Annotated in this window: 22 protein-coding genes and 1 pseudogene; 9 read left to right on the top strand and 14 right to left on the bottom strand. The window is 73.8% G+C overall.

The genetic code is table 11. From position 1 onward, the window contains the following. Positions 1-133: 133 nt before the first annotated feature. Positions 134-313, top strand: a pseudogene (locus tag ACW62_RS36650) (CGNR zinc finger domain-containing protein); the annotation flags it as partial. On the opposite strand, the gene ACW62_RS28710 reads toward ACW62_RS36650, so the two are convergent. The 4 genes from ACW62_RS28710 to ACW62_RS28695 form a co-directional block, all read right to left on the bottom strand. Then, the gene (locus tag ACW62_RS28710; protein ID WP_053207552.1) at positions 283-1,014 is read right to left on the bottom strand and encodes an SRPBCC family protein; all 732 of its coding nucleotides are present in this window, start codon (positions 1,012-1,014) and stop codon (positions 283-285) included. The pseudogene ACW62_RS36650 and the gene ACW62_RS28710 overlap by 31 nt on opposite strands. After that, positions 1,011-1,589 (bottom strand): helix-turn-helix domain-containing protein, encoded by a 579-nt coding sequence (locus ACW62_RS28705; RefSeq protein WP_053207551.1) that lies wholly within the window; start codon positions 1,587-1,589, stop codon positions 1,011-1,013. The genes ACW62_RS28710 and ACW62_RS28705 overlap by 4 nt, the downstream gene beginning before the upstream one ends. Before the next feature lie 138 nt (positions 1,590-1,727). After that, entirely contained in the window at positions 1,728-2,267 is a 540-nt protein-coding gene (locus ACW62_RS28700) for a hypothetical protein (protein WP_053207550.1), read from the bottom strand. A gap of 234 nt (positions 2,268-2,501) precedes the next feature. Further along, positions 2,502-2,855 carry a VOC family protein gene (locus tag ACW62_RS28695; RefSeq protein ID WP_053207549.1) on the bottom strand — a complete coding sequence of 118 codons (354 nt, stop codon included), beginning with the start codon at positions 2,853-2,855 and terminating at the stop codon, positions 2,502-2,504. 184 nt (positions 2,856-3,039) lie between these two features. Here ACW62_RS28695 and ACW62_RS28690 point away from each other — a divergent pair, with 184 nt between their 5' ends. Beyond that, entirely contained in the window at positions 3,040-3,399 is a 360-nt protein-coding gene (locus tag ACW62_RS28690) for a YciI family protein (protein WP_053207548.1), read from the top strand. Positions 3,400-3,402: 3 nt separating this feature from the next. Here the strand turns inward: ACW62_RS28690 and ACW62_RS28685 are convergent, their stop codons facing one another. Together ACW62_RS28685 and ACW62_RS28680 are read right to left on the bottom strand one after the other, a co-directional pair. Then, on the bottom strand, positions 3,403-4,179 hold the full coding sequence (locus ACW62_RS28685) for an SDR family NAD(P)-dependent oxidoreductase (RefSeq protein ID WP_053207547.1): 777 nt from the start codon (positions 4,177-4,179) through the stop codon (positions 3,403-3,405). 69 nt (positions 4,180-4,248) lie between these two features. Then, positions 4,249-4,827 carry a TetR/AcrR family transcriptional regulator gene (locus tag ACW62_RS28680; protein WP_053207546.1) on the bottom strand — a complete coding sequence of 193 codons (579 nt, stop codon included), beginning with the start codon at positions 4,825-4,827 and terminating at the stop codon, positions 4,249-4,251. A gap of 43 nt (positions 4,828-4,870) precedes the next feature. On the opposite strand from ACW62_RS28680, the gene ACW62_RS28675 reads away from it, so the two are divergent. Then, positions 4,871-6,304, top strand: coding sequence for an MFS transporter (locus ACW62_RS28675; RefSeq protein WP_053207545.1), 1,434 nt, complete (start codon positions 4,871-4,873; stop codon positions 6,302-6,304). Here ACW62_RS28675 and ACW62_RS28670 read toward each other — a convergent pair. Both ACW62_RS28670 and ACW62_RS28665 read right to left on the bottom strand, forming a co-directional pair. Then, a complete protein-coding gene (locus ACW62_RS28670; protein ID WP_053207544.1) occupies positions 6,244-6,669 on the bottom strand; it encodes a nitroreductase family deazaflavin-dependent oxidoreductase in 426 nt (141 codons plus the stop codon). The two genes, ACW62_RS28675 and ACW62_RS28670, sit on opposite strands and share 61 nt — an antisense overlap. Positions 6,670-6,677: 8 nt before the next feature. Next, positions 6,678-7,910, bottom strand: coding sequence for an NAD(P)/FAD-dependent oxidoreductase (locus tag ACW62_RS28665; protein WP_053207543.1), 1,233 nt, complete (start codon positions 7,908-7,910; stop codon positions 6,678-6,680). A gap of 172 nt (positions 7,911-8,082) precedes the next feature. Here ACW62_RS28665 and ACW62_RS28660 point away from each other — a divergent pair, with 172 nt between their 5' ends. After that, positions 8,083-8,910, top strand: coding sequence for an isocitrate lyase/PEP mutase family protein (locus ACW62_RS28660; RefSeq protein WP_053207542.1), 828 nt, complete (start codon positions 8,083-8,085; stop codon positions 8,908-8,910). A gap of 418 nt (positions 8,911-9,328) precedes the next feature. Here ACW62_RS28660 and ACW62_RS28655 read toward each other — a convergent pair whose 3' ends face one another. Continuing rightward, on the bottom strand, positions 9,329-10,141 hold the full coding sequence (locus ACW62_RS28655) for a phytanoyl-CoA dioxygenase family protein (RefSeq protein ID WP_053207541.1): 813 nt from the start codon (positions 10,139-10,141) through the stop codon (positions 9,329-9,331). A 161-nt stretch (positions 10,142-10,302) separates the two neighbouring features. On the opposite strand from ACW62_RS28655, the gene ACW62_RS28650 reads away from it, so the two are divergent. After that, a complete protein-coding gene (locus ACW62_RS28650; RefSeq protein WP_053207540.1) occupies positions 10,303-11,139 on the top strand; it encodes an AraC family transcriptional regulator in 837 nt (278 codons plus the stop codon). 81 nt (positions 11,140-11,220) lie between these two features. After that, entirely contained in the window at positions 11,221-11,970 is a 750-nt protein-coding gene (locus ACW62_RS28645) for a helix-turn-helix domain-containing protein (RefSeq protein WP_053207539.1), read from the top strand. Here ACW62_RS28645 and ACW62_RS28640 read toward each other — a convergent pair. Then, on the bottom strand, positions 11,951-12,364 hold the full coding sequence (locus ACW62_RS28640) for a VOC family protein (RefSeq protein WP_083460273.1): 414 nt from the start codon (positions 12,362-12,364) through the stop codon (positions 11,951-11,953). The two genes, ACW62_RS28645 and ACW62_RS28640, sit on opposite strands and share 20 nt — an antisense overlap. A gap of 66 nt (positions 12,365-12,430) precedes the next feature. Here ACW62_RS28640 and ACW62_RS28635 point away from each other — a divergent pair, with 66 nt between their 5' ends. Genes ACW62_RS28635 through ACW62_RS28625 form a run of 3 tightly spaced genes read left to right on the top strand, consistent with a single transcriptional unit; the run spans position 12,431 to position 14,550 of the window. Further along, positions 12,431-12,808, top strand: coding sequence for an MmcQ/YjbR family DNA-binding protein (locus ACW62_RS28635; protein ID WP_205629669.1), 378 nt, complete (start codon positions 12,431-12,433; stop codon positions 12,806-12,808). 32 nt (positions 12,809-12,840) lie between these two features. After that, the gene (locus ACW62_RS28630; RefSeq protein WP_053207537.1) at positions 12,841-13,335 is read left to right on the top strand and encodes a cation:proton antiporter regulatory subunit; all 495 of its coding nucleotides are present in this window, start codon (positions 12,841-12,843) and stop codon (positions 13,333-13,335) included. Positions 13,336-13,347: 12 nt separating this feature from the next. Further along, positions 13,348-14,550, top strand: coding sequence for a cation:proton antiporter (locus tag ACW62_RS28625; protein ID WP_053207536.1), 1,203 nt, complete (start codon positions 13,348-13,350; stop codon positions 14,548-14,550). Here ACW62_RS28625 and ACW62_RS28620 read toward each other — a convergent pair. The 4 genes from ACW62_RS28620 to ACW62_RS28605 form a co-directional block, all read right to left on the bottom strand. Then, positions 14,513-15,517 carry a zinc-binding alcohol dehydrogenase family protein gene (locus ACW62_RS28620; protein WP_053207535.1) on the bottom strand — a complete coding sequence of 335 codons (1,005 nt, stop codon included), beginning with the start codon at positions 15,515-15,517 and terminating at the stop codon, positions 14,513-14,515. The genes ACW62_RS28625 and ACW62_RS28620 overlap by 38 nt on opposite strands. Positions 15,518-15,520: 3 nt before the next feature. Beyond that, positions 15,521-16,093, bottom strand: a complete 573-nt coding sequence (locus ACW62_RS28615; RefSeq protein WP_053207534.1) for a Uma2 family endonuclease — start codon at positions 16,091-16,093, stop codon at positions 15,521-15,523. 112 nt (positions 16,094-16,205) lie between these two features. Then, positions 16,206-17,006, bottom strand: coding sequence for an endonuclease/exonuclease/phosphatase family protein (locus ACW62_RS28610; RefSeq protein ID WP_205629668.1), 801 nt, complete (start codon positions 17,004-17,006; stop codon positions 16,206-16,208). A gap of 135 nt (positions 17,007-17,141) precedes the next feature. Beyond that, a complete protein-coding gene (locus tag ACW62_RS28605; protein WP_157575048.1) occupies positions 17,142-21,095 on the bottom strand; it encodes an AAA domain-containing protein in 3,954 nt (1,317 codons plus the stop codon). Positions 21,096-21,330: the final 235 nt, after the last annotated feature.

Genomic DNA, 21,330 nt, shown 5'->3' with positions numbered 1-21,330 from the left:
CGTCGTCAACGCGTGGATCGAGCGGACCGGCGTCCGGCCGCGGGTCGGCGGCGGGGCGCTGGAGTTCCGGCACGACGGCGGCACCGCCGGCGACCTGCTGGTCACCGTCGTGGCCGCGATCGGCGACGGGACGTGGCGGCGACTCAAGACCTGCCCGGACTGCCGTTGGGCCTTCTACGACCACACCCGCAACGGCAGCAAGCGCTGGTGCCTGATGACGGCCGGCGGCCCGGACGGCCGGTCGTGCGGCAGCATCGCCAAGGTTCGCGCGTACCGCGCCCGTCAGGCCTCGGCGCCGGACGCCGCCGAGTAGCGCTCGCCCCACCACGCCGCCCACCGGTCGTTCAACTCGGCGTACGCGGCGTCGTCGAGGCCGAACGTGCTGAGCACGGCCATCGCGGAACCGCCCGGCTTCTCCACGCCAGGCGGGACGAACGCGACCACCAGCAGCCCCTCGCCCCACCCGTCGACGGTCAGCCCGAGCTGGTGCGCCGACCGGAACCACACCGCGCCGCCGACGTCCTGGCCGGCCAGCGTCGCGCGGTACGCCGACCCGGGCGGCGCCCCGGCGACGTCGTCGAGGCCGAGCTCGCCGAACAGCTCCGGCGCGCCCGCCGTCGTCCCGGCGAAGAACGCGGTGCGCCGCGACCCGCTGGGCTGCCGCTCCAGGTAGAAGCGCAGCTGCTGCAGGAACGTCGTCCAGCCCTCGGTGATGTCGTCGTAGTAGGCGTCCCACTCGGGGCTGACGCCGCGCGGCGCCCTGGTCAGCGTGACGCGCGTGCCGTCGCCGTCGGGCTCGACGACGATCTGGTCGCCCTCCTGCACGCCGAGCGTGCGCGCCGGCACGTCCTCGGTGAAGCTCTGGAAGTAGATGAAGTCGATCTCGTCGTCCAGGCCCGGCGAGTCCCAGCCGTGCCAGTGCCTGATGCGGTCCTTCTCGCGCAGCGCGCGCCACACCTCGCCGACGGGCGCGGCGATGGTCACCTGGATGACGGGACGGTCCTGGTCGGTCATGATCGGTCTCCTCGTGGGGCCGGGTAGCCGCCGGCGACCAGCCGGTACGGGCGGCCGTCGCCGGTGTCGAACCGGGCGACGGTGCGGCGGACCGCCTCGGTCAGCTCGTCGGTGAAGGCGTGGACGTCGCCGGGCTCGGCGAACCGGACCTCCGCCTCGATGGTGAACGTGAGCAGCCGCCGGCCGGACTCGTCGGCCCGCGCCTGCATGCGCGCGACGTCGCGGACGGTGTCGGCCGCGGTTGCGACCAGGTGCTCGGCGGCGTACTGGTCGCGCAACCGGGCCGGCTCGTCGTCGGCGGACATGACGGTGGGGTCGACGACGACGGCGCCCGGCGTGGCCCGCAGGATGCGCTCGACGCAGCCGCGTCGCCTGCGCTCCTCGACCAGCTCGACCAGCCCGGCCGCCTCGAGCACCCGCAGGTGGTAGTTGACCCGCTGCCGCGGCAGGCCGAGCGCGCCGGCCAGCTGGGTGGCCGACGCCGGCTCGCGCAGCCGGCTCAGCAGCTCGCGCCGCGGCGGGGCGAGCGCGACCCGCACCGCACCGGGCTCGTCGAGGTAGGTGATCGCGGCCATGACACCATCGTCGAATTGACAACCAAATTTGTCAATACACCCAAGCCACGTTGATCTTGGAGCAACCGTCGGGTTCATGGGTGAAATGCCGGGTTGATTCCGCCGCTACTCCAAGATCAACGTGGCTTGGGGGCGGGGTCAGCCGGACAGGACGGCGCGGTCGGGGACGACCCGGCCGAGGCCGTGCAGCCACTCGTCCGGCGGGTCCGGCCACCAGCGGCCGGACCGCAGCGCACCGATGGTGTCGCGGACGGTCGCGACGTCGGCGGCGGCCGGCACGACGCGGTTCGGCGAGACGCCCGCGAGCACGCCGAACCACCAGTGCCGCCGAGTCTCCGGCAGCGCGTCGGGGTCGAGGACGACGTAGTAGTCGGGCAGCGCGGCGGCCTCGGTGCGCAGCGACCGCAGCGTCGCCTCGACGGCGACCTCCAGCGTGCCGACCGGCGCCGTCCGGTCGAAGAAGCCGGTCCAGGCCGCGCCCACCTCGGCGAGCGGGTCGACGTCGTGCACGACGTAGGCGGCGTGCGACTGGGCGACGGCCGCGCGGACCCGCTGCTCGGCGTCGTCGCCGGACGGCCGCGGGACGGCCCGGACGTTCGCCAGCCCGTCCAGCCCGGCCACCACCCGGGCGGAGTCGTCGCCGGCGATCACCACCACCGTGCTGTTCGGCCGCGCCACGCGATCCAGTCTAGGAACCCTATGCCGCCCCTCGTGAAGTACATGGTGCTCGTGTAGCGCAAATGCGCGCTGAGCTGGGGCCTTCTCATGGTGGGTTCCCTCCCTGGGGCACATCGGGGGCACTTACGCGGCCTGGTCGCCGAAGAACTGGTCCGAGGGAGGGGCAGCGGCTGGGGCAGCTGCGGGTGGGCCAAGCCGTCCGGCACCTCCGCCTGAACGGCTGCCCGGCCCCGCTCAGCTCTTCCGCTCACCCAGGACACAGAATTCGTTGCCCTCCGGGTCGAGGAGGGTCACCCAGTGCTGCTCGTCCTGCACGGTGTCGGCGCGCCGGGCACCGAGGGAGAGCAGCCGGGCGACCTCGGCCTCCTGGTCGTCGGGGCGGAAGTCGGGGTGGAGCCGGTTCTTCGACGTCTTGCCCTCGGGGACAGGCACGAAGAGCAGCCCCGGCAGCTGGTCCGGCTCAGGCCGGATCTCGATGATCTCCTCGGATTCGTCGACCACTACCCAGCCGAGAGCCTCGGCCCACCAGCGCCCGAGGGCGATGGGGTCGGAGGAGTCGACGATGATCTGTTCCCATTCGAGTGCCATGGGGCGTGAGCATAAACAGGGTCGGCTGGCTGCCAGGGCTGGCTGGGGGTGACTGCCGCCACCCCACAGGGCATATCCAGGGCATATGAAGCCGGAAGACGCTGCAAGCTGACGCGAGGCTCTGACAGGTGAACCAGCAGGTCAACCAGTCGATGAGCGCCATCGCCGCAGTAGGCTGCCGCCCATGAAGTACATGATGCTCATCTACGGGACCGACGAGACCTGGCAGCGCGTCTACGCCGGCGACCAGGTGGGCGACGACCTCATGCGCGCCCACCGCGAACTGACCGACCGGCTGGTCGCGTCCGGCGAGTATGTCGCGTCGTCCGGGCTCACCGTCGAGGCGGCGCGGACGGTGCGGGTGCGCGACGGCGTGCCGGCGGTCACCGACGGCCCGTTCACCGAGGCCAAGGAGGTGCTGGCCGGCTACTACCTGGTCGACTGCGCGAGCGTGGAGCGGGCGACGGAGATCGCGGCGCAGATCCCGGAGGCCGCGTTCGACCTCGTCGAGGTGCGCCGGGTGATGGACCCCGCCGACATGTAGCGGCTACGCGGGGGCCTCCGGATCGAGGCCCAGGGCCGCGCGCCCGCCGTCGACCGGCACGGTGGCGCCGGTCACGAACGAGGCGTCCTCGGAGAGCAGGTGCGCGATGACGGCGGCGACCTCGTCCGTCCGCCCCACCCGCCCCACGGGGTGCAGCTGACGCAGCTGCGCCTCGACCTCGGCGGCCGCCGCGGGCGAGAGCCCGGCGAGGAAGGCGTCGTAGCGCTCGGTGGCGATGGACCCCAGCGCGACGGCGTTGACGCGGATGCCGCGCCCGCCGTACTCGACCGCGAGCGCCCTGGTCAGGCCCTCGACCGCCGCCTTCGCCGTGGCGTACGGCAGCGAGCCGGGCACCGCGCGCTGCGCCTGGTGCGACGACACGTTGACGATGGCGCCGCCCTGCCCGTGCGCGAGGAAGCGGCGCACCGCCGTGGTGCAGCCGACGACGACGGGGTCGAGGTTGAGCGCGATGAGCCGCGACGTCTCGGCCGCGTCCGTCGTGTGCACGGACGCGTCGCGGAACACCGCCGCGTTGTTCACCCAGCCGGCCAGCGGCGCCGCCGACTCGGCGAGGTCGGCGGCGTGCCAGGCGACGCCGTCGTCGGACGCGCTGCCGGCGACCGCCAGCGCCCGGGTGCCGGCCGGGTGGTCGCGCAGCCAGCCGAGCGCCGTCGGGTCGAGATCGAGCGCCACGACCGTGCCGCCAGTGCCGAGCAGCCGTTCCACGACGGCCCGGCCCACGCCGCGGCCGCCGCCGGTCACCACGTACGAGCGGTCCATGCGTTCTACCCTGCCACGAGGGTCCGACGAACTCCGGTCACTCGCCGCACGGAGCCGCGCGGCCCGAACTCACCGCCAGCCGGCCAGTACCGCGTTCACATCGGCGTCCAACCGGTCGATGAGCGACCCGTCCGGCCGCATCGCCCAGTCGACCTGCGCGCCGTGCACCAGCGCGGCCAGCACCCGGGCGATCACCTCGGCCGACGGCGCGCCGGGCAGCTCGCCCGCGGCTACGGCATCCGCCGCCAGCTCCGCGAGCACACCCTGCACCAGGTCGCGCTGGGCCGCGAAGCCGGCCCGCAGCACCGGGTCGGCCAGATCCGCACCGAACTGAGCCAGGTGGTTCACGGCGGTCGCGGCGGCGGACACGTCCTCGGCGCCGACCAGTGCGGCCGTCCGTAGCGCCTCGACCGGCCCACCCGCGCCCGCCACCGCCGCCCACATCCGGTCGGCCAGGCCGGCGTTCTCCGCGGTCAGCATCGTCTCGAGCAGCGCCTGCTTGGACCCGAACCGCTCGGCGACCGTGGCCGTGGCGACGCCTGCTTCCTGCGCGACCTGGGCGAGCGTGAACCGCGGACCGTACTGCCCGATGGCGCGACCGCAGGCGGCCATCAGCTGCTCGTCGGTGACTTTGCGCGGCCTGCCCACACCGTTATTGAATCACAATTCGGAAACGAGCTAGTATCCGAATATGAATTCGGAAACGAGGCGGAACGCCACCCTCCTCGCCGTGCTCTGTGCGGCGCAGTTCGTGCTGATCATCGACGTCGTGATCGTCAACGTCGCGGTCCCGGCCATCCAGGCCGACCTCGGCATCGCCCCGAGGTCCCTGCAGCTGACCGGCGTCGCGTACACCGTGACGTTCGGCAGCCTGCTGATCCTGGCCGGCCGGCTCGGCGACCTGTACGGACGGCGCCCGCTGCTGGTCCTCGGGCTGGCCCTGTTCATGGCCGCGTCGCTGGGCTGCGCGCTGGCTGAGACCGGCTGGCAGCTGTTCGCCGCCCGGGCCGCGCAGGGCGTGGGCGCCGCGCTGGTGTCGCCGAATGCGCTGGCCCTGCTGGTCGGCAGCTACCGCGACGACCGCGAGCGCAACTGGGCGCTCGGCATCTGGGCGGCAGTCGCCTCGGCCGGTGCGGTCGCCGGACAACTGCTCGGCGGCGTGCTCACCGAGACGGTCGGCTGGCGCGGGATCTTCCTGGTCAACCTGCCGATCGGGGTCGTGGCGATCGCCCTGCTGCTGCGGGTGGTGCCGGCGGCCGCGGGCACGACGGCTGCGGCGCCGGACGGGGTCCGGGGCGGCCGCCTCGACGTCGCCGGGGCGGCGCTGCTGACGGCGCTGCTCGCCGGTGTGAGCCTGCTGCTCGCCGACCCCTTCGACCTGCCCGCGGCCGGGCTCACCGCTGTCGCGGTCGGGCTCGCCGCCGTCACCGTCGCGTTGGTCCGCACCGAACGACGCCACTCTGACCCCGTCGTTCCCGGGTTCCTGCTGCGCACCCGGCCGGTGCTGGTGGCCAATGCGTCGCTGCTGCTCAGCGCCGGCGCGTTGGGCGCCACGCTGTACGTCGCGACGCTGGTGATGCAGACGTCGATGGGCTACGGGCCGCTGCAAACCGGGCTCGGATTCGCGCCGATCACCGTGATCGTCCTGCTGGTCTCACCGCGGGCCGGGGCGCTGATCGAGCGGTTCGGCGCGCCGTGGCTGCTCGTCGCCGGCGCGGCACTCGGGGTTGCCGGGACCGCACTGCTGGCGGCGACCGCGAGCGTGGCGGACGACTACTGGACCGGCGTGTTCCCCGGGCTGGCGCTGCTGGCCATCGGCAGCGGGCTGTCGTACGCGCCGACGTTCGCGCTGGCCACGACCGTGCCGGCGGAGCAGCAGGGTCGGGCGTCCGGCTTGATCAACACCGCACAGGAGATCGGGGCGGCGGCCGGCCTGGCGACGCTCGGCGCGCTGGCGGCGGCCACGGCGACCGGCGGAGCGCTGGTCGACCCCGTCATCGGGTACGGCGCCGCCGCGGCTCTGCTGGCGGTGGCCGGTCTGTTCGCACTGACCCTACTCAGCCGTCACGGCGCGGGCGGCTCCAGGAACACGACGGGGATGACGCGGTCGGTGTTGGACTCGTAGAGGCGGTAGCCCTTGTATGTGGCCAGGACGCGCGGCCACCAGACCGCCCGCTCCTCCGGCGACGCCGTCCGGGCCCGGGCCGGCCAGCGGCGGCCGCGCACCTGCACGGTGACGTCCGGGTGCGCGACGAGGTTCGTGTACCACTGCGGATGCCGCGGCCGGCCGCCCCACGACGCGATGACCACCAGGTGCTCGTCGTCGCGCAGGCAGAGCAGCGGCACGGTGTGCCGGCGTCCGGTCCGCGAGCCCGTGGTGGTGAGCAGCAGCATGTCGTTGCGTACGAGCCGCCGCCCCAGCACCCCGCGCGTCGCCCGATAGAGCGCGATGTGCAGGCGGGACAGCCGGCGGGCGGTGGCGTCGCGCACGACCGCGCTCAGCCTCCCGCGATCTCCTCGAGCGGCACCGCGGTGTCGGTGAGCCGCGCGACGTCGACCTGCGCACCGGAGCGGATCAGCGCCTTGATCGGCCCGTCGACGTCCCAGACGTTGACGTTCATGCCGGCGACGACCCGGCCCTCGCGCAGCCAGAACGCGATGAACTCGCGCGCCGCGACGTCGCCGCGGTACCCGACCTCGTCGTAGTTGTCCGGCGTGACCAGGCCGTGGAACTCCATGCCGAGGTCGTACTGGTCGGTGTAGAAGTACGGCAGCTCGTCGTAGACGGCGTCGCCGCCGAGCATCGTCGACGCCGCCACCGCCGGCTGGTTGAGCGCGTTGGCCCAGTGCTCGACCCGGATGCCCGGCCCCAGCAGCGGGTGATCGGCCTCGGCGATGTCGCCGGCCACGACGATGTCGGGATCGCTGCTCTGCAGCCTCGCGTCGGTGACGACGCCCGAGTGCACGCGCAGCCCGGCCGCCGCGGCCAGCTGCAGGTTCGGCGCCGCACCCACCCCGACGACGACCGCGTCGGCCTCGATGCGGCTGCCGTCGGCGAGAACCGCGCCGCTCACGCGCTCGCCGTCGACGGTGAACCGCTCGATGCCGACGCCCGTGCGCAGCGTGACGCCGTGCTCGACGTGGAGGTCGGCGAAGACGCGGGCCAGCTCCGGGCCGAGCGGGCCGAGCAGCGGCAGTTCCTGCGCCTCGACGATGGTGACCTCGACGCCCGCGGCGCGTGCGGCCGAGGTGACCTCGAGGCCGATCCAGCCGCCGCCCACGACCAGCAGCCGGCGCACCGACGCGAGGGTCGTCTTGATCGCGTCGGAGTCGGGCAGCCGGCGCAGGTAGTGCACGCCCGCGGCGTCGGCGCCGGGGATGCTCAGACGGCGCGGGCTGGAGCCGGTGGCCAGTAGCAGCTTCGCGTAGCGGACGGTGCCGCCGTCGTCCTGGACGACGGTGCGCGTGCGGGGGTCGATCTCGACCACCGTCGTGCCCAGCCGCAGATCGACGTCGTGGTCGGCGTACCAGCCGGCGTCGTGGACGAACGCACTGTCGCGTTCGTCGTTGCCGAGGAGGTAGCCCTTGGACAGCGGCGGACGCTCGTACGGGCGGTCGGGCTCGTCGCCGATGAGCACCAGCGGGCCGTCGTACCCCTGGTCGCGGAGCGCCTCGGCGCCCTTGGCTCCGGCGAGTCCGCCGCCGACGATGACGAATGGCTGCTCGGTCACCCCGCCACGCTATCGGTCGGCCGCACCGCCACGACGGCGGTGCCCAAGATCGGGTGCCCAGGAGCCGTCGTCCCCGGTGCCGCGGCTGGCCCTGGCTGCGCCCGGGCGGGGCGGCGGCAGCGTCGGCGGAAAGCCGCCGGACCTTGTCGGACCCGGCTGATTGACTTCATTCATGACGACTCTTCGCGACACCGCCGAGCGGTTCGGCGCGCTGCATCGGCCCGGGTCTCCGCTGCTGCTGCCGAACGCCTGGGATCCGCTGAGCGCCCGGCTGGTCGAGGCCGCCGGCGCCGCGGCGGTGGCCACTACCAGCGCCGGGGTGGCGTGGGCGCTCGGCACGGCCGACGGCGACCGCATCGACCGCGACAGCGTGCTGGCCCTCACCCGCCGCGTCGTGGCGGCGGTCGGCGTCCCCGTCACCGCCGACGTCGAGAGCGGGTTCGGCGCCACGCCCGCCGAGGTCGCCGTCACCATCGAGGGCGTGCTCGCGGCGGGCGCCGTCGGGGCCAACCTCGAGGACGTCCACCCCCACGATCCCAGCGCGCTGCGCGACCCCGTCGAGCAGGCCGAGCGCCTGGCCGCGGCCCGCTCCGCCGCCGCCGCCGCGGGCGTGCCGTTCTACCTCAACGCCCGGATCGACACCTACCTCCGTGGCGTCGGCGACCCCGACACCCGCCTCGCCGACACCGTGGCCCGAGCGCGGGCCTACCTCGCGGCCGGCGCCTCCGGCGTCTTCGTCCCCGGTGTTGTCGACGTGCCCACCGTCACTCGCCTGGCCGCCGAGATCGACGGGCCGGTCAACATCCTCGCCGGCCCGACGGCTCCGCCGGTGCGCGAGTTGGCCGCCGCCGGAGCCGCCCGCATCAGCCTCGGCTCGTCCGTCGCCGCGGCTGCCTATGCCGTGGCCCAGCGGGCGGCGCGCGAACTGTTCGAGGACGGCACGTACACCGCGTTGGAGGGAGGGCTCGCCTACGGAGTGTTGAACACGCTGATGTCCTGAGTCCGCGCCGCCGCGATCCCGATCGCCAGCACAGCGGCGCGGTGCCGTGTTGACGGACGTCACCACCGAGGTCGGTCCGGCCCTTCGTCGCGCCGATCCGCGGCTGGTCACGCTATCCGCACGGGTTACCCGACCGCCCAACGGGAGCCGCACACCGACGGTCGCGTGGCGCACAGCTGCACTCGCCCGATGGTGTCCGTGCGTCCGCGCTCCAGCCGGGCGACCGGGTGGCGCATCGCCGTGACCACCTACAGCCGCACTGCCGCGACGGCGTGACGGCCCAGGGCAACGACCGCGACCACGACCACGACCACGACGATCAGCGGGCCGGACGTGCGTGTGGGCGCGCCCGCCGGCCCGCCACCTCGGCAAGACCGGGCGAGCACGCCCACCTGAACCGCTACCGACCGGCGAGTCCTCAGCGCCGGTAGAGCACCGGGTTGTTCGGGCTGGCCGCCAGCTCGCCCGGCTTGATCCCCGGGAGGGAGGCCGCGAGGTCGCCGACCTGGTGGTCGTTGACCGGCTCGGCCACCACCATGTCCGCGTCGATGTAGATGACGGTCATGACGCGGCGAGGGTCGACGCCGACGTTGGGGCCGGCGTGGTGGAAGGTCCAGCCGAGGTGGTAGCTGGCGTCGCCGAGGGCGAACGGCTCGGTGACGACGGGCAGGTTCTGCTCGGCGAGCGCCGCCTGCAGCGCCGTCTCGGACTCGTCGCTGATGGGCAGGTCGCGGCCGAACTCGAACCGGTGGCTGCCTGCGGCGAACGACAGCGGCCCCATCTCCAGCGGCGTCTCCTGCAGCGGCAGCCAGATCGTGCAGCTCCGGTCGCTCGAGAACGGCCAGTAGTACTGGTCGGCGTGCCAGGGGGTGATGCCGCCGGCGGGCTCCTTGTACAGCGCCTGGTCGTGGTAGAGCCGCACGCCCTCGACGCCGAGGAGGTCGGCGGCGATCTTGGCCAGCCGCTGCGAGAACACCAGCTCCTTCACCAGCTCGCTGTGCTGCCACAGGTTCCCGACCTGCAGGAACGCCTTGTTGTACGTCGAGCGCTCCTCCATCGGCAGATGCATGGTGTTCAGCTCGATCACCTTCTCGGTGATCTCCGGCTCGTAGTGCCGGACGACGTCCGGGTCGAGCACGCCGGACAGGCGGACGAAGCCGTCGCGATCGAACGCGGCGATCTGGTCCGCCGCGAGGTCGTAGGGCGTGTCGAGAGCGGTCGACGTGGTCATCGGGTCCTCCAGGAAGGAAAGGGTCTCGGGTGTGGCGCCTAGGTCAATGCTCCTGGGCCTCCGCCTCGCAGCACCACGCCGACGATGACGGTTTCCGATACTCTCGCGGCCGTTTCGGGCCGCACAGCGGGCAAATGGCGCGCGCACCGTATCGTCGAGGCATGCGCCCGGCCCTCGAACACATCGGCACCACGGGCGGCCTGTCCTGGAAGCGCTACCTGTATCGCAGCGCCGAGTTCGCGTTCAGCTGGCATTTCCACCCGGAGATCGAGCTGACGCTGATCACGGCGGGCACCGGCACCCGGTACGCGGGCGACGGGATCGAGCCGTACGACCCGGGCCAGCTGACGCTGCTCGGGGCGGGCGTGCCGCACGCGTTCGTGTCGGCGGCGCCGGGCGACAACGAGGCGGTCGTCATCCACTTCCGGGCCGACTTCCTCGGCCCCGGGCTGTTCGACGTGCCGGAGTTCGCGGCGGTGGGCGGGCTGCTGGACGCGGCCGGGCGGGGCCTGGAACTACCGGCGCCGGACGACCTCGTGCGGCGGATCGTCGCGCTGACGGAGCAGCCCGGTGCCGGCGGCACGCTCGGCCTGCTGGACGTTCTGGTCCGGCTGGCCGACGGCGCGCCCGGACGTCCGCTGGCCAGCGCCGGCTACCGCTCTCCGGACCGGCCCGACAGCCGGCACCGGATGGACGTCGTCTTCGGGTATCTGCATGAGCGGTACGGCGAGCCGATCGCCCTCGACGACGTCGCCGCCGTCGCGCACCTGTCGCCGGCCGCGTTCAGCCGGTTCTTCCGCCGCGCGACCGGCCGCACGTTCACCGCCTACCTGACCGAGCTGCGCGTCGGCGCCGCGTGCCGGCTGCTGTCCGAGAGCGACCGCGCCGTCGCCGACATCGCCGCGTCCTGCGGGTTCGGCAACCTCTCGAACTTCAACCGGCGCTTCCGCGAGCTCAAGGCGATGACGCCGCGCGAGTACCGCGCCGCCTTCGCCTGACGGCGAGTGCCCGCCCGATGGCGAGGCGCCGGCCGAACGGCGAGGCGCAGGGCTGTCGGCGCCGAGTGGCACAGTGAGGGTATGTACCGCGAGCGTCCGTCCACCATCGCGCACGCGGTGGTCTGGTCGTCGACGGTCACGGCGGACCAGGCGCACCGGGTGCTGCCCGACGGCTGCCTCGACCTGCTGTGGTCCGGCGGCCGGCTGATGGTGGCCGGGCCCGACACCGTCGCGCACCTCGCGTCGTGGCGGGCGGGCACGCCGTTCGTCGGGCTGCGGCTCGGCTCCGGGGTCGGGCCGCGGGTGCTCGGACTGCCGGCTCACGAACTGCGCGACCAGCGGGTGCCTCTCGACGCGCTATGGCCCGGCGCCGAGGTGCGCCGGCTGGCCGACCGACTGGCCGAAGCGGTCGAAACAGCGGAGAGAGCAGCGTCGGACGGGTTGGTCGGGTTCGCCGGAGCGGCGACCACGACCGCCGACCCCGGCGCGCTGCTGGAGGCCGTCGCCGCGCACCGGCTGGACGGGGCGCCGCCGGCCGATCCCGTCGTCGAACGGGTGGCGTGGCGGCTGGGGCAGGGCGCCACCGTCGGCGCCGTCGCCCGCGAGGTCGGCCTGAGCGCCCGTCAGCTGCACCGGCGCAGCCTCGACGCGTTCGGGTACGGGCCGAAGACGCTCGCGCGCATCCTGCGGTTGAACCGCGCACTCGAGCTGGGCCGGTCCGGCACGCCGGCCGCGGACGCCGCCTACGCGGCCGGGTACGCCGACCAGGCGCACCTGTCTCGCGAGGCGCGCTCACTGGCCGGCGTCACGCTCACGACCCTGGTGGCGTAGCGCCCGGCAGCGCGGCATAGAAGTCGACGCCGTTGCCATCCGGGTCCTGCACCACGGCGTAGCGCTGACCCCAGAACGCGTCCCACGGCGCGAGGTGGCTCGCGGCGCCGGCGGCGATCATCCGCTCGTACGCCGCGTCGACGCCGGCCGGGTCGCCGCAGTCGAAGGCGAGGCTGGCGTGGCCGCCGGTCTCCGGGGTGAAGCCGGGATCGAACCCGGCGATCGACGCGTGCGTATCGAGCAGCAGCTTCACGCCCGGCGCGAGCGGGATCTCGGCGTGCGGCGCGACTTCCGCGCCGTCGGGGACGTCGAGGCCGAGCGCCCGGTAGAACTCCAGCGAGCGGGCCATGTCGGCGACCGCGAAGCCGATGGCGTTGAAACGTGGCTGTGTCATGCCGACGACGCTACGGCCCGGCTCGCGAGGGCGTCTTGAAGGAATCGGACGCCGTACGCTGACCGGGTGGCGCACCCGCGGATGTACACCGACGACGAGCCATACCTCGCCGAGTTGCGCGCCGCCTGCCTCCGCTTCCCCGAGGCGGTCGAGGTCGAGGCGTGGGGCCGGCCGACCTTCCGCGCGGCGAAGAAGATCTTCGCCGTCTTCACGGGCAGCGACGACCACCCGTTCGCGGTGACCTTCAAGCCCGACCCGGCCGACCGGCCGGCGCTGCTGCAGGACCCGCGCGTCTACGTGCCCCCCTACTTCGGCCCCAGCGGCTGGCTGGCTCTCGACTTCACCGCCGCCGACGTCGACTGGACGGAGGTCGGCGAGCTGCTGGACGGCTCGTACCGGCAGGTCGCGCTGCAGCGCATGCTCAAGGCGCTGGACGCCCGCTGAGCCGCCGGCGCGCCCGGAGGTAGTGTCGAGGCGTGGCGGTGCGCATCGAACAGGTCGACCTGCCGGGCATCGGAGTGCGACACGACGTGTTGACGCAGTCCGGCCGACGGGTCAGCGTCCTGGCGCAACGTTCCGGCGAGCGCACGCTGGCCGTCTTCGACATCGACGACCCCGACTCCTGCCGCGACCCCATCACGCTCACCGACGACGAAGCCGAGACGCTGGCCGGGCTGCTCGGCGCGTCCGTCGTGCTCGGCCAGCTGGCCGCGCTGCGCGACCACGCCGCCGGGCTGTACACCGAGCAGATCGCCGTCACCGCCGGGTCGCCGTTCGCGGGCCGCGCGCTCGGCGACACCCGGGCGCGCACCCGCACCGGCGCGTCCATCGTCGCGCTGCTCCGCGACGGCGCCGTGCAGCCGTCGCCGGGGCCGGAAGCGCCGCTGCGGGCCGGCGACCTCCTGGTCGCGGTCGGCACCCGCGAGGGCCTCGACGCGCTGACCCGGCTCATCGCCGACGGCGCGAACTGATCCGCTGCCCCGATGCCGGAGACCACCACCCTCCTGATCGAGATCGGTGCGCTCCTGCTGGGGATGGGGCTGCTGGGCCGGCTGGCCGGCCGCGCCGGGGTGTCGCCGATCCCGTTCTACCTGCTGGCCGGGCTGGCGTTCGGGCAGGGCGGGCTGCTGCCGCTGTCGGCCAGCGAGGAGTTCTTCGAGGTCGGCTCCGAGGTCGGCGTCATCCTGCTGCTGCTCATGCTGGGGCTGGAGTACTCGGCCGGCGAGCTGGTCGCGAGCATCCGCCGCTCGGCGCTGTCCGGACTGTACGACGCGCTGCTCAACGCGCTGCCGGGTGCGGCGTTCGCGCTGCTGATGGGCTGGGGCCCGGTCGCCGCCGTCGCGCTGGCCGGGGTGACCTGGGTGTCGTCGTCGGGTGTCATCGCGAAAGTGCTGCGCGACCTCGGCCGGCTGAACAACCGCGAGACCCCGGTGGTGCTGTCGGTCCTGGTCATCGAGGACCTCGCGATGGCGTTCTACCTGCCGGTGCTGTCGACGCTGGTGGTCGGCGCCGGGCTGGCCGAGGGCGCGCGGACGCTGGCGATCGCCGTCACCGCGGCCGTGGTGATCCTCTACCTGGCCCTGCGGCACGGCAACGCGATCTCGACGCTGTTCTCGCCGCGGCAGCGGGAGGCGCTGCTGCTGGGCGTGCTCGGGCTGACGATGGTGGTGGCGGGTGTCGCGGAGCAGGTGAACGTGTCGGCCGCCGTCGGGGCGTTCCTAGTCGGCATCGCGATCTCCGGCCCGGTCGCCGAGCACGCGTCGGAGCTGCTGACACCGTTGCGGGACGTGTTCGCGGCGGTGTTCTTCATCTTCTTCGGGCTGACCACCGACCCCGCCGACATCGGGCCGGTACTGCTGCCGGCGCTGGCGCTGACCGTCGTCACGACCGCGACGAAGGTGCTCACCGGCTGGCTGGCGGCCCGGCGCGCCGGCATCGCCGAGCCGGGACGGTGGCGGGCTGGGTTGGCGCTGGTGCCGCGGGGCGAGTTCTCCGTCGTGATCGCCGGGCTGGCGGTCGGCGCCGGCATCGAGCCGACGCTGGCGCCGCTGGTGACGACGTACGTGCTGCTGACGGTGGTGCTCGGGCCGCTGCTGGCGCGGCTGCCGGACCTGCCCTGGTTCCGTGACGTGGTGCGGCGGCGGGTGCTCAACCGAGGGCGGGGACGAGTACTGCGGCGCCGCTGACGGCGTCGGCGGCGAGGTCGCTCAGCGCGGCATCGGCGCGGCCGAGCGGATACGGCGTCGTGGTGACGAGCAGCCGGTGCTCCCCGGCGAAACGGAGGAACGCCCGGGCGTCGTCGCGGGTGTTGGCGGTGACGCTGCGCAGTTGCCGTTCCTGGAACAGGTGCCGCTGATAGTTCAGCGGCGGCACGTCGGTGAGATGGATACCGGCGACGGCGAGCGTGCCGCCACGGTCCAGCGCGGCCAGCGCCGGCGGGACGAGGTCGCCGACCGGCGCGAACAGGATCGCGGCGTCGAGCGGCTCCGGCGGCGGGTCGGCAGCGCCGCCGGCCGAGGCCGCGCCCAGCTGGAGCGCCAGCCGTTGCGCCGCCGGGCTGCGGGTCAGGACGTGGACGGTGGCCCCCTGGGCCAGCGCGACCTGGGCCGCGAGGTGGGCGCTGGCGCCGAATCCGTAGATCCCCAGCCGGCCGCCGGGTGGCAGCTCGGCGCGGAGCAGCGCGCGGTAGCCGATGATGCCGGCGCACAGCAGCGGCGCCAGCTCGATGTCGTCGTAACCGGACGGCAGCGCCAGCGCGTAGGCGGCCGGGACGGTCGCGTACTCGGCGTATCCGCCGTCGGCGTCCCAGCCGGTGTAGACCGAGGCCGGGCACAGGTTCTCGGCGCCGCGACGACAGTACGCGCAGGTCCCATCGGTGCCGCGCAGCCAGGCGATGCCGACGCGGTCGCCGACGGCGAAACCTCCGGCGCCGCCGTCGCTCTCCACTTCGCCGACCACCTCGTGGCCGGGCACGACCCGCGGGCGGTGCACCGGCAGGTCGCCCTCGGCGACGTGCAGGTCGGTGCGGCAGACGCCGCAGGCCAGCACCCGGACCAGCAGCTCGCCGGGGCCGGGCTCGGGCACCGGCTCATCGACGCGCGTCAGCGGCCGGCTCGCCATCGGGCCGGGCGTGGTGACTCGCCAGGCGCGCATGCCTCAGTCGAACGTCAGCAGCTCGTCGACGTCGATGGACACCGGGAACGGCCGCTCGAGCGAGATCACCCCGGAACCACCGGCGACCTCCTTGTACGCGCCGCCGACCAGCTCGTACGCCACGAACCTGGCTTCGTCGTCGGCCGCCGGGTCGATGATCCAGTACGCCGGAATGCCGGCGTACTGATAGTCGGCGACCTTCGCGATGCGGTCGGTGCGCCGCGATCCGGGCGAGACGATCTCGACGACCAGCCGCACGTCGGCCGGGTCGAGCCGCGACACGCTCAGTCGCGCCTGCGCCCGCGGGAACACGACGATGTCCGGGCCACGCTCCGTCGGCGGGAACTGCGCCTCGATGATCACGCCCATGTGCTGAAGCGCGACCAGGCCGTCGGGTAGCTGCGCACCCAACTGGGTGACCAGTTCCTGCGCAACCAGCTGATGTCCGCCCGACGGGAACGAGTTCATGACGATCGTTCCGTCGACGAGCTCCCAGTACCGGTTGGCGTCGGTCTCCTCGAGTGCATCCCAGTCCTCGATGGTCAGGAGCTCGTTGGGCACCGTGACCGTCATCATCGGGACCTCCTTCGCTCGATCATGTTCTGACCTTCGAGTCATACCGTCACGATACGCAGTTCCGCACCCTCACGCGTTTGCCCGAATCCGTCTCAGAAACTTGCCCTACTCATCAATTCCCCAGGCCAACACGGGAACCGGGCAGCAGGACCTCCGCCTTGGCCGGCAGGTGGTCCGACGCGTCGGTGGAGACGACGGCAGCGGTGCGGACGATGACGTCGCCGGACGTGAGGACGTAGTCGATGCGGGCGTTCGGGTCCTCGGCCGGGTAGGTGTTGCCGTCGCCGACTCCGGCGGCCTCCCAGGTGTCGACGAGGTCGTCGACGAGTTCGCGGATCTCCGGCGACGACGGGACGGCGTTGAGGTCGCCGAGCAGGACCACCGACTCGTCCGGCTGCCCCATCAGCGCCTCGATCGCCGCGACCTGTTCGAGCCGCTCGTTGGCGTCGTTGTGCTGCAGGTGGGTGTTGTAGACGCTCACCCAGACGCCGCGCACGTTGATGCGGGCGCGCAGCAGGCCGCGCTGCTCGTGCCCCTCGTACTTGGGCAGAAAGGTGTTGTCCCATGCGCGGATCGGCCGCTCGCTCAGGATCGCGGTGCCGTACTGCCGCCGCGGCTCCCCCGGCTGCGCCGGGTCGAGATCGAGGTTGGCGCCGTAGACGACGTGCATGTCCAGCTCATCGGCGAGCCAGGCGGCCTGGTCGGCGAAGTCGCTGCGCTCGCCCCAGTGCCGGTCGACCTCCTGCAGGCCGACGACGTCGACGCCTTCGGTCTTGATGACGTCGGCGGCCCGCTGCAGGTTCAGCAGGCCGTCGACGCCGACGCCGTGGTGGATGTTGAAGCTCATGACGGTGAGCGGCCGGTCGCGGGGCGACGGATCGGCCGACAAAGCGGGCTGAGTGGTCCCGGCCATCAGTCCCAAGACTGCCAGAACCGCGGGGGCGGCGGTGCGGAGCAGGCGCATGGTGGGGTCCTTTCGACGTCACGGCGCACGTGCCGTCGAGCCTTCCCACTCCGGATGACTTGTAGACAAACCTCCCGCAAACGGTCAGTCGAGAAGTCCGTCGATCGGCTCTCCGGCGCGCACCTGCCACGTCGCCACCCGCAGGACCCGCGTCACCGGCGGCAGCCCCGAGTCCGGCACCAGCCCGGTCAGCAGCCGGCGCCGGCGCAGCAGCAGCCGCAGGTGGCGGGCGGCGTCCTCGCCCGGCCAGCCGCGGTCCAGCAGGACGGCGGTGCTGCCGGACGGCGTGCGCACCAGCACGTCGACGCGGTAGCCGTCGACGACGGCGTTCGGCTCGACCGCGCCGACCCCGGCGCCGGCCGCCTCGAGCCGCGCGCACAGCGCCTCGACCAGCGGGTCGGTGAAGACGGCCGACTCCAGTGGCGCCGGCGGGTTGGGCCGGACGTGGAAGGACCGGACGGACGACATCCGGGCCAGCAGCGCCGGCAGCCCGGCCTGCCGCGACCAGAACCCGTGCTGCCCGACGGTGACGACGTGCGCCCGCGCCCGGGCCAGCGAGCCGCTCCACAGCGCCGTCTGCCCCTGCGCCCAACGCAGCGTCTGCTCCGGCATCCCGTCGCCGGCGACCAGCGACAGCACGACCGCGTCGCAGTCGACGGCGTCGCCGTCGGCCACGCAGGCCACCGGCACCGGCTCGAACCGGAACAGCGACCGCAGCTCCTCGGCCTGGGCCCGGAACGGGGTGGCGACGGCGATCGTGGCGTCGGCGGGCAGCTGCTCGCGCAGTTCCTTGACCGCCCACACGACGCGGTCGATCTCGGCCTGGTTGCGCCAGGAGCCGCCGTTGGCGCCGCGTTCGGGCGTGCCGGTGACGTCCTCCCAGAGCAGCAGCGTCGCGTCGCCGGTCTCGGCGTCGTGTGCCCTGGGCAGCGCGCCGACATCGGTGACGACGGTCAGCCGGCCCCCGTAGAAGTGCTCGTCGACGATGCGGGCGATGCCCGGGTGGGCGCCGTCGTGCTCGTCGAGCAGCATCGGCTCCTCGACGTTGGGCAGCGCGGCGTCGTAGACGGAGTCGCCGCGGAAGGACAGCCGCCGCTCGGCCAGGAAACCGGCGCTCAGGCCGGCGGCGCGGCGGGCGCGGCGCAGCCGGTGGTCGCTGAGGCCGGGCGCGCGCAGCCGCTGCCGCGGGTCGCCGACGACGAGGGCGCGGCGGGCGCGGAACAGCAGCGGCAGTGCGGCGGACACCGGGCAGTGGTGCGCGTCGTCGATGACGACCAGGTCGAACATGCCCGGCTCCAGCGCCAGCTGCCCGGCGTCGCGCGGCGTGACCGCCCAGCCGCCGAGGTGACTGAGCAGCTCGCGGTGGCTGGTCCGGCGGTTCCGGCCGCCCGGCTCCAGCGCGATGCGGCGCGCCTCCAGCCGCTCCCGGGCGGTGCCGGCCTGCTCCGCGACGACGACGGTGAGCAGCTCCGCGGAGAGCTCGGCGACCCGCGCGGACAGCTCGCGGCCCTCGAGGTCGAGCGCGTCGTCGCTGACGGCGAGCGCCTCGCGCCGGTCCTCGCGCAGCCGGTCCTCGGCCCGCGCGAACAGCAGCAGCGCGTCGAACGCGGCGGGGTCCAGCAGCAGCTCGCGCACGGCGCCGGAGTCGGCACCGGCGTCGGCGATGGCGCGGACGAACGCGAGCACCAGGTTGCGGCGGCGCAGTCCGCCCATGAGGTGCGTCTCGGTGAGCGTGCGCGCGCGGTCGACCCAGTCGGCCAGCCCGGCGTCGTCGCCGCGCCACGCGGCGGCCAGCAGGTCGGACGGCACGCCCAGCCGCTCGGCCGCGGCGGACCGGGCGGCGGTGGTCTTACGCAGCAGCGCCTCGAGGTCGTTCCGCTCGGCCAGGCGGTCGCGCCAGGCCTTGACCTGCACCTGGGCGGCGGCCAGCTCGGCGGCGACGGAACCGCGGCTGCGGCTGCGCGACGCGTCCTTGGTGGAGCGCAGCAGCTCGCGGACGACCTGCTTCTCCTCGGCCCGGCCCTGTGCGTCGCCGGTCTTGATCAGCAGGCCGGTGACGAGCGTGCCGCACCGGTCGGCCAGCCGCTGCAGCGCGGCGTCGTCGGCGGAGGCGACCAGCACCTTCTGCCCCGCGGCGACCGCCGTGGCGACGACGTCGACGATGAGCTCGTCCTTGCCGGTGCCGGGCGGCGCGGCGACGACGGTGAGCGGCCGCGACATGGCCGCCGTCAGCACCGCCTGCTGGCTCTCGTTCAGCTCGGCCGGCAGCACCGGCGCGACGACGGCGCGGGTGGTGGTGCGCAGCCCGACCGGCTTGCCCAGGAACTCCAGCGCGGTGCCGGGCACGTCGGCCAGCCGCTCCCCCAGCTCGGCCAGCTCGGCGGCGACGGCCTGCTGGGCGGCCCGCTCGGACTCGACGTACAGCACGCAGGCGGTGTTGTGCACGCCGGTGCGGTTGGCGGACTTCTGGTCGACGGCGTCCAGCGCGGCGGGGTCGAGCCGGCTCAGCTCGTCCAGGTCCAGCCGCTTCAGCAGCTGCCGGATCGCCACCAGCAGCTGGTCGCGGTCGCCCGGCTTCCAGCTCTGCCGCCAGGCCGCCAGCACGCTGGCCGCCTCCTGGTCGTCCAAGCACGCCTGCAGGATGCCGGCGTGCGGCAGCACCGGTCCGACGGGGCGCAGTGCGGCGGCGCCGCGGGCGTCGACGGTGACCTCGGCGCGGCGGACCAGCAGCGGTGCGACGGTGGACGGCGCGAGCGGGTCGCCCGAGTTCCGGCGGCCGGCGCCGGCCAGCGTGACCAGCGGGTACCCGTACCAGACGTCGCGTTCCTTCCAGTCGAACGTGTCGACGCCGGCCGGGGCGAGCGTCGTCGGCTCGGTGCCGCTGAGCAGGGCCTCGGCGCCGTCGGTCATCGGGAACCAGTCGGCGGACTCGGCGCCGCGCACCGGCAGCGCCGCGGGCGACGGCGCCTCGGCCAGGCAGGACCGGTAGTAGTCGATGACCTCGCGCCAGCCCGGGTCGGCGACCTGGTCGCCGTGGTCGCCGCCGGCCGCCCCCGCGCCGCCTGCCGCGCCGTCCGTCCCGGCAGGCGGGACGGCGACGGTGCCGCCGGCGCCGGTGGACGTGCCGCGGACGTCGCGCCCGCCGTTGCCGTCGAGCAGGCTGAGCGCCCGCACCGCCGACCGAGCGATGACGTGGTTGCCGGTGACGGCGAGCGTGGACGTGGCCGGCAACTGCTCGGCCGGCACGCCCTGCGCGGCGAGCTTGGTGGTGAGGTAGCGGGCGAGGTCCTCGGCGGTGACCCACGGGCCCAGGCCGTCCTTGACCCGGCCGGTGCGCAGCCCTTCGACGATCTCGCCGGTGAACCGCGACGTGCCCAGTTGCGGCACCGGCTCGGCCATGACGGACGCGGGCAGCGGGGCCGGCGACGCCGAGATGACGTAGACGCCGGCCGGCTCGAGCATGACCTGGCGGCGCTGGACGGCGAACCGGTCGGTCTCCGGGCCGGGCAGGCAGGCGTCGAGCAGCACGACCTTGCTGGCCGCCCGGCACTCCTGCAGCTGGTCGCGGAGGAAGTCGGCCGGGACGGCGGTGCGCTCGAGGTCGGCGGGGTCGGTGTCGGCGGCGGCGAGGTAGAGCCGTCCGTCGGCGCCGGACACCTGCGCGTAGCCGGTGAGGTACACCAGCACGGTGTCGGCCAGCGCCCGATCGTCGAGGAACGTCTCGACCGCCCGCATGATCTCGCCGCGGCTGCCGTCGGCGACCACCTGGCAGGTGTCGACCATGCCGACGTCGGCGCGCTCCAGGACCTGCCGCAACTGGCGCAGCCCGGCCGCCGCGGCGGGCAGCAGCGGGTAGCCGGTGTGGTCGTGGACGGCCGTGCCGACGAGCAGCGCGGCGCGGTCGCCGGCGGGCAGCCGGCGGGCGCCCGGGACGGCCGGAGCGGCGGTGGACTCCACGGCGGACGGGAATCGCAGCGACGCCTCGGGCGTACGTCGTGGCGGCGCCGGAAGCGTGACCGTGGCCGGACGGACGGCCACGAACCGATCCCGGACAGGTTCGGTCCGCACATGCATCGACGGCTCGTTCATCAGGCTCCCTCGCGTGTGGCCTGCCACCGGTGAACACCCCGTTCACCTGCGGTTCCCTCGCAGACTAGGTACGCATCGCGACGTATGTCGGATCTTGGAGCAATATGGTCCGAACACCCGATGGAGTACTCGGACGAGAGGATCGTGGTGATCTAGAAAACAATCACGTATAAGCCGGCGCACT

It is taken from the genome of Jiangella muralis (genome assembly GCF_001270745.1).
GTDB classification, from domain to species: Bacteria; Actinomycetota; Actinomycetes; order Jiangellales; family Jiangellaceae; genus Jiangella; species Jiangella muralis.
This window is presented reverse-complemented; position numbering and strand designations above follow the sequence as displayed.

Coding starts and splice junctions, on each gene's coding strand:
- ACW62_RS28650 (WP_053207540.1), top strand. CDS start 10,303: ATGCGCCCGGCCCTCGAACACATCGGCACCACGGGCGGCCTGTCCTGG.
- ACW62_RS28710 (WP_053207552.1), bottom strand. CDS start 1,014: ATGACCGACCAGGACCGTCCCGTCATCCAGGTGACCATCGCCGCGCCC.
- ACW62_RS28690 (WP_053207548.1), top strand. CDS start 3,040: ATGAAGTACATGATGCTCATCTACGGGACCGACGAGACCTGGCAGCGC.
- ACW62_RS28685 (WP_053207547.1), bottom strand. CDS start 4,179: ATGGACCGCTCGTACGTGGTGACCGGCGGCGGCCGCGGCGTGGGCCGG.
- ACW62_RS28640 (WP_083460273.1), bottom strand. CDS start 12,364: ATGACACAGCCACGTTTCAACGCCATCGGCTTCGCGGTCGCCGACATG.
- ACW62_RS28655 (WP_053207541.1), bottom strand. CDS start 10,141: ATGACCACGTCGACCGCTCTCGACACGCCCTACGACCTCGCGGCGGAC.
- ACW62_RS28625 (WP_053207536.1), top strand. CDS start 13,348: ATGCCGGAGACCACCACCCTCCTGATCGAGATCGGTGCGCTCCTGCTG.
- ACW62_RS28610 (WP_205629668.1), bottom strand. CDS start 17,006: ATGGCCGGGACCACTCAGCCCGCTTTGTCGGCCGATCCGTCGCCCCGC.
- ACW62_RS28645 (WP_053207539.1), top strand. CDS start 11,221: ATGTACCGCGAGCGTCCGTCCACCATCGCGCACGCGGTGGTCTGGTCG.
- ACW62_RS28620 (WP_053207535.1), bottom strand. CDS start 15,517: ATGCGCGCCTGGCGAGTCACCACGCCCGGCCCGATGGCGAGCCGGCCG.
- ACW62_RS28660 (WP_053207542.1), top strand. CDS start 8,083: ATGACGACTCTTCGCGACACCGCCGAGCGGTTCGGCGCGCTGCATCGG.
- ACW62_RS28705 (WP_053207551.1), bottom strand. CDS start 1,589: ATGGCCGCGATCACCTACCTCGACGAGCCCGGTGCGGTGCGGGTCGCG.
- ACW62_RS28615 (WP_053207534.1), bottom strand. CDS start 16,093: ATGATGACGGTCACGGTGCCCAACGAGCTCCTGACCATCGAGGACTGG.
- ACW62_RS28675 (WP_053207545.1), top strand. CDS start 4,871: ATGAATTCGGAAACGAGGCGGAACGCCACCCTCCTCGCCGTGCTCTGT.
- ACW62_RS28695 (WP_053207549.1), bottom strand. CDS start 2,855: ATGGCACTCGAATGGGAACAGATCATCGTCGACTCCTCCGACCCCATC.